The 13909-nt window shown below is 37.5% G+C and carries 11 protein-coding genes; 2 read left to right on the top strand and 9 right to left on the bottom strand.

Annotation, left to right across the window (positions count from 1 at the left end):
- The first annotated feature begins 11 nt into the window (after positions 1-11).
- Positions 12-1133, top strand: coding sequence for a GerAB/ArcD/ProY family transporter (locus JIN86_RS13655; protein ID WP_202342177.1), 1122 nt, complete (start codon positions 12-14; stop codon positions 1131-1133).
- Complete coding sequence (locus tag JIN86_RS13650) at positions 1120-2244, top strand: Ger(x)C family spore germination protein (RefSeq protein ID WP_202342176.1); 1125 nt, start codon at positions 1120-1122, stop codon at positions 2242-2244. Before JIN86_RS13655 ends, JIN86_RS13650 begins: the two co-directional genes overlap by 14 nt.
- Here JIN86_RS13650 and JIN86_RS13645 read toward each other — a convergent pair whose 3' ends face one another.
- The 9 genes from JIN86_RS13645 to JIN86_RS13605 all read right to left on the bottom strand — a co-directional run bounded on the left by JIN86_RS13645 (position 2245) and on the right by JIN86_RS13605 (position 13806).
- Entirely contained in the window at positions 2245-3195 is a 951-nt protein-coding gene (locus tag JIN86_RS13645; RefSeq protein WP_202342175.1) for a nucleoside hydrolase, read from the bottom strand.
- 147 nt (positions 3196-3342) lie between these two features.
- Complete coding sequence (locus JIN86_RS13640; RefSeq protein ID WP_202342174.1) at positions 3343-6513, bottom strand: ATP-binding cassette domain-containing protein; 3171 nt, start codon at positions 6511-6513, stop codon at positions 3343-3345.
- Positions 6514-6616: 103 nt separating this feature from the next.
- Positions 6617-7027, bottom strand: coding sequence for an SRPBCC family protein (locus tag JIN86_RS13635; protein ID WP_202342173.1), 411 nt, complete (start codon positions 7025-7027; stop codon positions 6617-6619).
- A complete protein-coding gene (locus JIN86_RS13630; protein ID WP_202342172.1) occupies positions 7024-7350 on the bottom strand; it encodes an ArsR/SmtB family transcription factor in 327 nt (108 codons plus the stop codon). The genes JIN86_RS13635 and JIN86_RS13630 overlap by 4 nt, the downstream gene beginning before the upstream one ends.
- A gap of 287 nt (positions 7351-7637) precedes the next feature.
- Positions 7638-8324, bottom strand: coding sequence for a Dph6-related ATP pyrophosphatase (locus JIN86_RS13625; protein WP_202342171.1), 687 nt, complete (start codon positions 8322-8324; stop codon positions 7638-7640).
- A gap of 13 nt (positions 8325-8337) precedes the next feature.
- On the bottom strand, positions 8338-9411 hold the full coding sequence (locus tag JIN86_RS13620) for a hypothetical protein (protein WP_202342170.1): 1074 nt from the start codon (positions 9409-9411) through the stop codon (positions 8338-8340).
- 309 nt (positions 9412-9720) lie between these two features.
- Positions 9721-11157, bottom strand: a complete 1437-nt coding sequence (gene proS / locus JIN86_RS13615; protein WP_202342169.1) for a proline--tRNA ligase — start codon at positions 11155-11157, stop codon at positions 9721-9723.
- Positions 11158-11525: 368 nt separating this feature from the next.
- Positions 11526-13244, bottom strand: a complete 1719-nt coding sequence (locus tag JIN86_RS13610) for a putative bifunctional diguanylate cyclase/phosphodiesterase (protein WP_009371342.1) — start codon at positions 13242-13244, stop codon at positions 11526-11528.
- 391 nt (positions 13245-13635) lie between these two features.
- Entirely contained in the window at positions 13636-13806 is a 171-nt protein-coding gene (locus JIN86_RS13605) for a hypothetical protein (protein ID WP_004230019.1), read from the bottom strand.
- Between the last annotated feature and the right edge of the window lie 103 nt (positions 13807-13909).

Raw genomic sequence — 13909 nt, 5'->3', positions numbered from 1 at the left:
AGGTGAAATAAATGGGAAAACCTATACAACTTAGCCCTAAAGATATGATCAATGCTTATTTGCTTTTTTTTGTGTTACATGGTGCTCAAATTGGGGTTGGTATACAGGGATTTCAACGCATTATCTATCAGGATGCAAGACAGGATGCATGGATTTCTGTTTTACTGGCTGGGATTGCCACACATATTGTTACGTTTTGTATGATTAAAACATTAGAAATTTACGGCTCTAATGACCTTTACGGAATTCAAATTGATATTTTTGGCAAATGGATTGGCAATTTTTTAAATGCAATATATGTCATCTATTGCTCCGTGGCGTTCTTTTCAGTTTTACGAAATTATATTGAAGTTATACAAGCATGGATTTTTCCTAGCATCGAGACCTGGTTCCTGTCAGCAACTTTATTAATTATTATTATCTATGCCTTTACAGGAGGGCTTCGTGTCATTGTAGGCGTGTCTTTTTTTAGTATCATTCTCTCCTTATGGATTCTCCCAATGTTAGCATTTCCCATAAAATATGCTACAGTAGAAAGCCTTTTCCCTATTTTAGAAAATGATATTCGCTCCATTTTAAAAGGGGCACAATCAATGACCTTTACCATCATCGGCTTTGAAATACTAAACGTGATTTACCCCTTTGTAAAAGACAAGAAAAAAATTAGAAAACCTGTTCATTTAGGACTATTAGCTACAACCATCATCTATTTAGCCGTGATGATGGTGTCCATTGCATATTACAGTGAAGGCAAGCTATTGAAAACGATATGGGCAACCTTGACATTATTTAGTTTTATCAGCTTCCCCTTTATGGAACGATTTGAATTTGTAGCTGTTTGTTTTTGGATGCTAATCATTTTACCGAATCTCTGTCTATACTTATGGGCTGCGTACCGAGGAGCAATTCGTTTATTCCCGATAAGTGAAAAGTCGTTTGTTTGGCTCTTTTCATTCATCGTTTTAATTGGAACATTATTGGTTCAAACACGGACACAGATTAATACAATTAACACGGTGTTTGGACAAATAGCATTTTACGTAATTTTTGTCTACCCTATTTTACTTTGGCCAATAGCACGACTAAAGAAGAACTTCACATCAAAGAGGGTGAAAAAGAATGAACAAACTTAGAGGAAGATGGATGATTCTTCTCTCCTTTGTTTTTTTATATGGATGTGCACAAACCAATATTTTGGATAAAGTTGGATTAACTACTTTAGTCGGCTATGATGTAGGAACAGAGGATAAAATAAAGACAACAGCTGTTATTCGTGAAGTAAACCCCGAATTTCAAAGCAATGTGGAAATTCTGTCTACAGAAAACGATACGAGTAAAGGAAATCGGATGGAAGCCAATCGTAAGCTTTCGAAAAAAATCATGGTTGGTCAAATGAGAGTCATCCTATTTGGAGAGGAATTGGCAAAAAAAGACCTTCGCTACTATATTGATACAAACCTAGAAAACGCAAGTGTCAGCAATGGGATCTTTATGGCTATTGTAGAAGGTGAAACAGAAACATTACTGAAATACGAATATCAAAATATTGAGGATATTGGGCAGCATATTTTTAGGTTAATCGAACAAAATGTCGAGCAGGAATATATGATTTCCTCTACACTTCATCAAATTGCCCATGATTATTATTCATCTGGAAAAGATTTTGCCATGCCTATTATTAAAAGAGATGACGAGCTGGTGGAATTAAGTGGGATAGCTCTTTTTAAAGGCAGCAAAATGGTCAGTACCCTTCCAGCAAAAGATAGCTTTTACGTAAAAATTGTCAGAGATACCTTTAAAGTAGGCTTATATGAAACCATTCTGGAAAATGAAGATGTCTCTTCCAAGATTCTTCAAAAGCCTGCAAATAAAATAACGGTAGCCTTTGATGCCATCCAGTCGAAACGAGATATGAAGTTAGTTGATGCGGAAACGCCAACATTTGACCTGAACATCAAAATCAAATCAAGAGTATTAGAGGTGTACCCTGATATCAATCAAGGGGACCCAAAAAGTGTGGCGGCACTGGAAAAAGCAATCGAGAAAAAATTGTCAAAGGAAATACGTAGAGTGATTGCTCATAGTCAGGAAGTTGAGTCTGATATTTTTGGCTTTGGTGAGAAATATCGAAGCGAAGTAAGACATTCTAAGCTAACAAAGGTTAAATGGCAAAAAATATATAAAGACATGAAGGTAAATGTCCATGTTGATTTTACAATTTTAAGAGATGGTGTTTTTGAATAACTAGTGAAATGGTTGCCCTGTCATAACCGATAAAAAGTTTTGGAAAAAATGTTCATAATGAATATCAAAAGCAATACGATGCTTTTTTTCGCCATTATTATTTTCATAAGGTCTTGTCTCGGCAATACTTTGCCCCCTTGCAGGTCCTTCTAACTTGTCGACAACGGTTACAGGATAGGACTCATAAATAAACATGTCAGGATAAATAACTGCCATTAGTGTTAAAGCATCATGCACGGGACTTCCTAGAAGTGAGGGGTCCCGTTCTTTATAAAAACGTGTATAGTATTCCATTAAGGGCTTTAGAATTTTTGTTTTGCCAAAGGAGTCAATATAGTCTACCATCCCCGGTGTGACAATGGCCTTTTGTGTCGCATTTAAAGGGATGATTGTCACATTCGTTGCATAGGTAAGCACAATATGAACGGCAAAGGGATCGCCATGGAAATTCGCTTCAGCCACTGTCGTTACATTACCTGGCACCCAAAATGCTCCACCCATAATATAAAATTCCTTGATATTTTTCATAAGCTCTTTATAAAGGATAAACATCGTGGCTAGTGAGGTTAATCGCCCAATATTGGCAATAATTAGCTCATCATGCTTATACCTTTCAATAATGTTGACGATTTCAAAAAAGTTCTCAATTTTTAATTCGTGATCATCATTTGGGATGATGGGTCCAAGTCCTCGTTCACCATGAATTTCTGGGTAATAGGTCGGCTGCTCTCCTGTTAAGGGTACTTCTGCTCCTAAGATCACAGGAATTCCTTGAGGAAAGTCGAACAATTTCATGACATAATAAATATTGGACACCGCATCCTCTCGCGATACATTGCCGTAATCTGCAACGAGTCCCACAATTTCTATTTCTAGATTAAGTCGTGCATAGATCAATGCCACCGTATCATCAATGCCAATATCCCCAAATAACAGCACTTTTTTTACCAAACCATATCCTCCCTTTTACTACCATTACTGTTATCTTTATAGTAATCAAAGATGACACGAATTATGAATTTTTGTGGAAAAATGAGTGAGTCATTCTAGTCCAACGAAAGAAGAAACCCATATGCCGAAGCACACGGGTTTGATGAATTAGTTATTTGATTGTAGGAACTGATAGACTGCCATCATTTCCTGTTTATTCAATTCGCGTATACGATTAAAAATAGGAATATTGGCAACGGTCTCAAGATGGGAGCCCTCTGTCACAACATCGCTTACAGTACCAGTTAGCCATGTTTCCACATCAATGCCATCAACGATTTGCTGGCGTCCCTCCTCATTAATGCCACTTGCGCCACAGCTTACACAGGGCACGGTTAATTTATGGACTCCACCATGCAGTCCATCTTCAGAGAGCACCTTTTTCCCTTTACAGAATGAACAGGAATGACTGGCTTTGACTTTATTGATTTGGGTTACGATTTTCTTGTAGCCAAATGCTTCATATACATATGTTAGTTTTTTATATTTACCATTCGTAAAATATTGATCGATAATGGTTTCTCTTGTCTCCTGTATATTGGCAAAATCACAGATCGTCACTTGATTTTTATGGCTGATGCGCTCTAGATTATCTTTGATTTTGTTCCAAAAAGGAAAAGCGTTTTGTAGTACGATTTCATAGCCGACAAAGCTTGCCAGCTCTAATTCCAGCATTTTTAGAGATACCTGTGTTTCCCTTGGCAATAAGGAAACATCTTGTAGCAGTGACATGTCTTCGCCAACGATGGCTTTGATTTTTTCTAGTTGTGGTAAGTTGCCTACAACGTTGATGACTTCACCAAGCGGTTGGCGAATTAAGTTACGAATATCTGTGTTCCCAAATCGTAATTTCTTTTGGTGGTTGAGCACAGTCCCATGACAAATTGGGCATGGTACCATTTCTCTTGTTTCCTTCATTTGCTCTTTAATAATGGATTTTGAAATCACGATATAACGACCAATGATAAAATTAAAGCCCTCCCACTTTTTCGAGGATTTCGTTGCCTTATCATAAAAGGACTTGTCCCAATAACCATATAAAAATGTATGCTTTTCCTCCTCAGTCATATCATGATAGCTTTTACTAAGGTCCTGACCAAGCTCGATTTTAATCTGCTCAAAGAGAAATTCTAATTTAGAATGTTGATAGTATTTTAAAACCTCCATTATATCGGGATATAGTAGGCCGTCCCAAAATGGCACGTTTTTGTCTTGAACCACAAGATCAAAATCGAATTTTTCAATTTCTAATCGACCAGAGCAGCTAGGACAATGATTTTCTTGGCTATAAAAATCGAAGCTTCTCGTATCCTTATTTGTTGGATGAGCAGCCACAATATGATTGATTAGGCCACCTATTTCATACAGGAAACTATATTGGCTATATAAATGTCTTTCCAAATCAATGGCAACAACTGGGGCAATTTTGTTCGATTCATATTCACCGTAAATCAGACGAGCCATGGAAGATAAGCTCTTTAAGATGCCACCCTTATATATATTTTCCGCATTTTTGAAATAGCTAATATGGTTGTCTTCTAAGTATTGAATGCCATTCCTTAATGCGAGCGTAGATGTGATTTGTAATGGAGCTGAAACCCTTGAATGATTATCCTGATTAAAATAATCTTCATGGCTAACTACATTTAGATGTGTTACAGGCTCCTGCTGTCTTTTACCGAAGTCAACAACAAAATCAGAGCTTTCCAGCATATAGGCATTATGCTCAATCATGATGATGGAGATAGATTCATCCTCTAGGATGTCCCTTACACTATCGATAAATTGGTTTAAAATGTTCTGAGATAGCCCTTTAGATGGCTCATCAAAAATAAATAATGTATGGGGATTACGAGCATTGGCAAATAACTCTGAGACTAGATGCACACATTGGAATTCACCAGTCGATAGAGATTGTGTTTTTCTCTCAAGCGTTAAGTAGCCTAGTCCAAGCTTAATCAATAAGCTTAAGCGTTTATGTGCGATATCTTCATTAGGTAGTTCATCGATAATATCTTCAATCGAGCGCTGGAAAATATCATCAATGTCCTCACTATATTTTGTTAGTTTCTTTTTAATATCGAGGAATGTTGCGACAGTGGAACGACTCGTAATGGATTGATTACGATCTTGCCCAACCATCACGAGTTTGTCCTTTGGATAGCGTTTGATAAAATCTTTAGCAATACACTCATTAACAAGCGTTGATTTCCCACAACCAGACTCTCCTGTAAAGGTAACAAGTCGATTTTGTGGAATGTCTATTGCATCCATTTGGATATTACGGCAATATAAATCTCGGAATTGATAATAGGATGTTGGTGCTGCTGGATTTCGTTCCCAATAGATAGGCTTTGGTCGTGGAGATTCTTCAACGATTTTTCCTCCGTATTTTCCACTACCTGGTCCAAAGAATAGATGCTCGTCTGCCGTGTCTAACACAGTATCAGAATGATCAATCAACCAAATTTGGTTTTTAGCGCCTAGCTGTTGTATTTGCTCTAAAATTTTTAGTAAGGTGTTATGGTCAAGACCCACAGAAATTTCATCAACAATAATCACGGTGTTTTCGCTTGTTGCCATGAATTCTGCTAAGTACAGCCTTGTTAATTCTCCACCTGATAAAGTTCCCATAACACGATTTAAGGTTAAGTAGCCAATATTCATTTGTATAATATTGTGCAGAATATGCTGTTTTTCTTCACTGATATTTAATTCTTTTGATAAGGAATAGATGGCCTCTATACTTAAATGATGAATATCAGAAATACTATAGAGTTCATTCCATAAAGTGATTTTATACTGCTCCACTTCTGGACTATAGCGCTTACCCAAACATTTTTTACATTCTACATTTTTTGTCGTGCCTCGCCCCTTACATGCAGGACACCAGCCTAACGCATTGTTAAAGGAAAACATCTCTGGCGATAGCTGAAACTCATCTGCCAGTCGGTTACGAATTTCTTTAAAAACACCTGTATGTGTACCAATTGTGGAACGTGGATTGCTAGAGATTGAGGATTTTCCTAGAAAAAGTACAAGGGGCATGTCCTCCATTTTGATGGCACTGAAGTTCGTTTCCATAATGTTTGGAAATAAATATTGATATTCAGCCTTTGGCAATAAAGATACAAGACGTTTTTTGGATTCTTCTCCAATCGTTTGACAAAATGTCGTCTTCCCTGAGCCAGACAAACCTGCTATTGCTAAAGATTGATCGTCGGATAAAACGACATCTAGACGGTTAATATTATTGGCAATTAGTTCATTAATTTTCATTTAGTTATCCTTCCATTTAAGAAAATTAAAAGATTGGACTGAACATGAAAGAACACAATTCTTGCTACGGAATTGCGCTCTTCTTGCTGTTATTTAATTTATACTACGCTAATACTTTTTCAAGTTGTGCACTCATATTTGTCCAAGCATATTTTGCTCCCTCGATTGCACCTTGACGCGCTTTTGTTTCTTCACTGAAGCCACCTTGATCAAGATGAAGCTGAGTCGAGCCATCTGCTTCCTGTGTTAATGTCCATGTAACTGTTGTTGTTTCGCCAGCACTTGTCCAAGTATAAGATAATTTGTAAGGCTCTTCCACTTCCAGTACCTCACAGTCTACAATACCGTCCCACCATTCATTTGGTTCAGCACGGAATTGGAATTTATGTCCTACAACTGGTTGGAAGTCATTGCTCCAGATCCATTTTGCTAGTGTATCTGAGTCAGTTAAAGCATGCCATACTTGCTCGATGGAGCTTGTAAATTTAAAATCTAATGATACATCTGGTTTCATTTGTTTTCCTCCAATAATAGATGTAATTTCGCGATTCTTTCTTTCCAAAAACCTTCATAAAACGATACCCAATCTTGTATTTCTTTCAATGGAGCTGCATTCAATCGATATCTCGTCTCTCTACCTTCCTTGCGTGCAAGAACAAGGCCTGCATCTTTTAGAATGGCTAAATGTTTCGAGACAGCCGTACGACCCATATCAAATTGAGCGGTTAATTCGTGAAGCGGTAACTCATCTACCTCTGCCAATAAACGGATCAACTTTCGTCTTGTAGGGTCAGCAATGGCTACATAAACGTCACGCTCTTGATGATTGTTATTCAAAACCACCACCCTTTCTAATAGGACACTAATTGGTGTCTTAATTATATGACACCAATTAGTGTCCAGTCAAATATTATTTTGGACAAAGTGATAGGAGTTCTATACCTACAAGGAAAAACTAGCTGAAATACAAAAAAGTACAGAGGAGAGCCTGTGTACTTTCGGGTAATTATTCATTTGTTAACTTCAGTTGTTATGGAGGCATGTAACAGAATAACAATACGCCTCAAAAGAAAACCCGTATTGTCATGAATTGCGCATCCCAATAAAGGTTTTCTGATGTGAATTTATGCTAGCTCTAAAGGTAAAAAGGCGTAGTCTCCATCTTTAATAACGGAACCTTTACGCACCGCAATTGGCTGCTGGAAAAGAGGTCCATCAATGACGGTCGTATGGAATTCGCCGCCTTCTCCGCATGGGTCAATGCTCCGGGCTTCAAGCTCCTTTACATATTCAGGGGTAAGCACACGCCCTAAATCGTCCTCCGTCATGCCCAAAGATAGGTTGACCGTGACTATCATTGTAATAAAGCCTAAGTGAATAAATTCATCGACAGCCTCACGATGGTTCATCTCCCACAATGGCATGCCTAGCTTTAAACCTACCTTTTTAGTGACTTTATCGTGCCAGCAGCCATGTTCAGGCATATCTAAGTCTCCTGTTACTAATACTTCAGCTCCCTGCTGCTTTGCATTTACTAATAAACCTACAAATACTTCTTCATAATCCGCCCAGCTTGCTGCAGCAGTATAGACTGGCAGCCCAATAGAGTCAGCTTGTGCCTGGATAAGCGCAGGTGGCATCCCGTGAGACCTTGAACGTTTCCCTTCTTCCTCCAGCATCACGATAAGCCCTATTGCTCGGCCCACCTGTGATGCTTTATATAAAGCTAAAACACTATCCTTGCCACCACTAAATGAAGCTATAAATGTGCGATTTTGTGCATTCTGTTTCCAGCCTGTTGTGTTGGTCATTTCCTTGTCTCCTTTACTGTTCGTCAAGATATATGCTTCTAGCCTCCTCGTCAAAAAACTCTATGATCGTTGGATAATGATGAATGTTAATATTGGCCTCTTTCAACATCTTTTGCATAAAGATGGTATCGACAAAAATTTTATTGATAATCATCCTACCTATTGATGGTAAGTCATGGAAATACGCTATTAACTGAATAAGGTCATCAAAGTGAAAAGTCAAAATATAAGTGACATAATTCTGTAATAGCATACTATAGCAATGCTCACGATAAGGATTCGATTGATGATCGAATAGAAAGCTATGAAGCAATTGATAGAATGCCTTATTATTTTGATTAAACATATGTAAAAAATCATCTACATTATTAATTAGATGTAAGTACTCTATGCCATCTTCAAAAGGCATAACGAGTCTTTTTGATTTTCCTTCGATGCTTCTCAATAGTTCGATTGTCAGCTTCTTGCAAGCATTTATCTCATGTGGTGTTACTAATGTTCGGTCCTTCTTATGCTGACAAATATAAGCATGATAATGAGAAAAATATTGCTCCATATTGATATTCGTTTTAGCATGAATTAAAGTTCCTTCTTTGAACGAAAAAGCGTAAAGCGTTTCCTCATTCACTGGATGGGTATACAGATAGAAAAAGAATAAAAAGTCCTTTAACTGTTGTTTCTGCTCTTTGTTGAGTATCGTGATATGCTCTAATTGAGCAAGTTGAAAGAAGCAATAGTTTTTCATAAAATCATTCATCTTGTTATACGGGTTCCGTGGAATTATTCTAGTTGTTGCATTTATTGTGTAGAGCAAATAATAACATACTTGCTCATCATAAACATCTAGCTGCTTGAAACAAGATGTAAGCATAGGCTGCCAGTCGGGCTTTTGAACATATTGCGGATTTTGTGGTTGAAATGCCTCTGCCCATTCCAAAAATGTCCCCTGTTCGTGATCAATAAAAAAGAGCTCTGCGCTAGTATCTTCTAATAAAACATATTCGAAATCATTCATGTGAACAGCTGGTAATCCCCGGTTAAATTTGATATTAAGATAGTTATGAAATACTTCTTGTAATACTGTCATTCATATCCTCATTTCTTTAGGATTTTTCAGAAGCAAACGTCCCTTTATTTTATCACAATCATGATGAGAACTTGGCGATAGATGCTAAGATGGAAATACCATTACGAGTGATGAAGACAACTCGTTGGATCAATGCCTATCTGGAGGAGCCATGGAGAAACAAGAGTGAGAATTTTGACTATCTAAATGGAAATAAAGTCTTTGGTAAAAGCGCTTTCTTTTTAGCAGAACATTAAAAACCCGAACTAAATTATAAAACAACCTAGTGTGCTTCATAATTGTTCGGGCGTTCTGTTCATGCTTTGTTAATTAATAAGCTTGTGCAAACCAAACTGTATGTTTTGCTTCGTTTCCACAGCCAATACATGTAGTTTTCGTTGTTGGTGGATTGAAAGGAATGTTGCGAGATGTGTATTTCGTCTCTTCCTTTACTTTTTCCTCACATGCATCCTCGCCACACCAGCCAGCAAGCACCCAGCCTGGGATTGTGCCATTGTTTTTTGCTGTGTCAATGTGCTGTTGTAATTGTGAAAGTGTGTCAATTGTTGTGTGAGCATTTGCTTCACGGAATTGACGAGCTTTTTCTAATAAGCGCGTTTGCATGGTTGTTAATTCTTCTTCAATAGCTGTGATGATTGAAGCTAATTCGACAGTTCGTTTTTCTTCTTCATCACGCGCTTTCAGTAAAGCTTGCTTGTTTTCTAGGTCACGCGGCCCTAATTCAACACGCACAGGCACGCCTTTTAGCTCCCATTCATTGAACTTATAGCCTGGCGATTGGTCTGAATCATCCAGACGTACACGAATACCCTTCGCTTTTAAGGCTGCAAAAATCTCATCTAAATGCTCCATGATTTGAGGGTTCTTTTTCCATGGCCCAACTGGAATTAAAACGACTTGCGTTGGTGCAATGCGTGGAGGTAAAACAAGTCCCTGCTCATCACCATGCACCATAATAACCGAACCAATTAAACGTGTGGAAGTTCCCCATGATGTTGTGTGTACGTATTCGTGCTGGTTCGCTTTATTTAAATACTTGATATTAAAGGCTTCAGCAAATTTTGTTCCTAAATAATGGGATGTTCCTGCTTGCACAGCCTTGCCATTTTTCATCATTGCCTCAATAGAGTACGTATCGACAGCCCCTGCGAAACGCTCAGAAGGGGTTTTTTGTCCATCATAGACAGGAATTGCTAGTACCTGTTCTACGACTTCTTTATAAATGTCTAGCATTTGCATTGTTTCCTGACGAGCATCGGTTTCATCTACATGCGCTGTATGCCCTTCTTGCCATAAAAATTCAGAGGTACGAATAAAAGGCAGTGTTTTCTTTTCCCAACGGAAGACATTTGCCCATTGATTGATCAGCACTGGTAGGTCACGGTAGCTTTTAATCCAATTAGAGTAAAGATGACCAATCATCGTCTCAGATGTTGGACGAAGGGCTAGCCGTTCTTCTAATTGTTCCCCTGCTGCCTCGGTTACCCAAGGAAGCTCAGGTGAGAACCCTTCGATATGATCCTTTTCCTTTTGGAAGAAGGATTCAGGAATAAGCATTGGGAAATAGGCATTACGATGTCCTGTCTCTTTAAAGCGACGATCCATCTCCTCCTGAATATGCTCCCAAATTTCATAGCCGTCTGGCTTAAAGGCGATACAGCCTCGAACAGGTGTATAATCCATCAAATCGGCTTTTTGGATGGTATCGATATACCATTTCGAAAAATCTTCTAGTTGTTTTGACATGTGTTCTCCTCCAATTGTGTTAAATGAATACTTGTTCAACCCGTATGAAGATTTAGCTGAAGCAAGAAAAAAAGCACAAAGCTGTCCTCTGAATAAGGACGTCTTTGTGCTGGAATGACGTGGTACCACCTTGATTTAGCTTTACGTAGATTATAAAGCCCTCTCACGTTTGGTAACGAAAACGACTCGGTTATGTTTGCATAACATCTCCGTGGTAGGTGTTCAGTCAAGAAGCGGTGATATAGCTCTCAGCAGATGCTATATTTTCTGTTTCACAATTCTTACTTACTTGGCCACATCATCAAATGGTTTATCATGTTAACAGTTTTACTTTATCCCACTTTAGCAAAATCATTCAGGAATAGCAATTAATAACTGGATTTATTTGTGACAGTATTAACAATGAGATTCGTAAAATCTTCTACAGATAAAGGCTTACTAAAATAATAGCCCTGCACATACTCACATCCATGCTCACGCAGAACATTTAATTCAGCTTCCTCCTCTACACCTTCAGCTACTACTTGGAGGTTTAAGGCATGTGCTAATGAAATCATGGCTGAAATCATAGCGATTCCAGACTTCTCAGGTACGATATCACGGACAAAGGCACGATCAATTTTAAGCACATCCACCGGGAATTTTTTTAAGTAATTTAACGATGAATAGCCTGTCCCGAAATCATCTAATGAAATAGTTATACCTAGTTCTCGTAATTGCTTGATAGTATCAATTAAATCTTCCGTATAATCAAGCATACTCATCTCGGTAATTTCAATTTCTAATAAATTAGGGTCAATGCCTGTTTCTGCAATGACACTACGCACCATATCCACAAAGCCACCTGTACTAATATGAATTGGTGAAATATTCACAGCTACCCGCAATGATAAATCATGTACTTCATTCCACTGACGAGCTTGAGCACAGGCTTTACGTAAAACCCATACACCAATATCATTAATCAGTCCACAATCCTCTGCAAATGGAATAAAACGATCTGGCGGAATATGACCTAATTCAGGGTCATACCAGCGTAGCAATGCCTCCATCCCAATAACAGAATCCGTTTTTAAGTCGATCTTAGGCTGATAATGTAATTCTAGACGATCTTGCTTTAATGCTTGATGTAATTTCGTTTCCAGCAAAAGCCATTTATCATTGGCCTCGTCCATATTATCACGATAGAGGCGATATTGGTTACCACGTGTAGATTTTGCCGCATACATAGCAATATCCGCATTTTTCAATAATTCTTCCACAGAGTTTGCATGATCTGGGAATACACTGATGCCGATACTAATACTCGCATAAAACTCATAGGTATCGACAATAAAGCTTTCATGGAAGACGCCAATAATTTCCTTAGCCATTTCCTCAATGCGACTGACATCATTTAAAATCATGACAAATTCATCGCTATTGTGGCGATAGAAAGAATTTGATGTATGATCAATATTGCGGAGACGATTGGACATTTCCACTAAAAACATATCGCCAATAATATGACCAAGTCCGTCGTTAATGTGTTTGAAACGATTTACATCAATGAAAAATAACGCAAACTTCTCTCCTGTACGTCGAGATTGATGAAATTCATTTTCTAAACGCTGTTCTAATTTGCGACGATTTGGTAGCCCTGTTAGTTCATCATGATAGGCAATGTGAGTAATTTTTTTAATGTCCTTTTGCGCTGTAATATCTACGCGAATGGCAATATATTGATACGGCTTTCCTCGTTCATCTAGGAACGGGATAATCGTTGTTTTCACCCAATATAAACTGCCATCTTTCGCACGATTGCACACCTCGCCATTCCACATATCGCCATTACCGATTGTTTTCCACATCTCTCTAAAGAAAGATTTGGGATGAAAGCCTGAATTTAGTAAACGGTGATCTTGACCCACTAATTCTTCACGCGTATACTTCGAAATTTTACAAAAATGATCATTAACAAATGTAATTTTTCCGGTACGATCTGTAATCGCTACAATGATGGAACTATTCATGGCGGAAAAGATATCTTGTAATTCTTTTAGACTGTAGTTCATTTGATTAACACTACTAGGCGTGATATTCATCATTTTCATTCTCCATTCATTAAAATATGAAGGGTTTGGTACTTTTGCTTTATTTTACAGCGAGGTATAAAGTTGTGGTATATCGCCCTTTTTTATGTAATTATATTATAGTCTTAGAAAAGCAGTTAATTCAACCCAAATCTCAAAAACATTCAAAGCTACATTTGATAGTTTTTAATAAAATAGACAAAAATTAGTGGATATAACCTCCTTGTAATTGTCTAAATATATAGTTATTCACTACTTTTGAACTATATTAAATAGTTTATTTAGGCTATTTATCTTTTTAATACAAAATATAAAAGTTTTATATAATATGTTTGAATGTCTTGTAAAATTTTTGTTAAAGTAAAATGCCTTACTGTCCCACATAGGAAGTAAGGCATTTTATATGTCAAGAGACCTCATATTCTATTGAACCCCCTATTGATTTCGCCTGCATGTTGTAGGCATCTAATTGCTCTTGGGACAAACTTGAAATGTAATAGTGAAAATTAACAGGTTCTAGCCCATGCTCCTCACATACTTGACGATAAAATTCATAACCTTCTCGATAATCTGTCATCCTCATAACTTCCTTTCACATTCCCTATTTTACGTCTAGTTTTTTGTTATATAACAGAAATATTATTTTTTTAAAAATATATAACAGACTACTGTACTTGTCA

Source organism: Lysinibacillus sp. HST-98 (assembly GCF_016757845.1).
Taxonomy (GTDB): domain Bacteria; phylum Bacillota; class Bacilli; order Bacillales_A; family Planococcaceae; genus Lysinibacillus; species Lysinibacillus capsici.
Note: the sequence above shows the minus strand (reverse complement) of the source record. Positions and strands in the feature narration are given on the sequence as shown.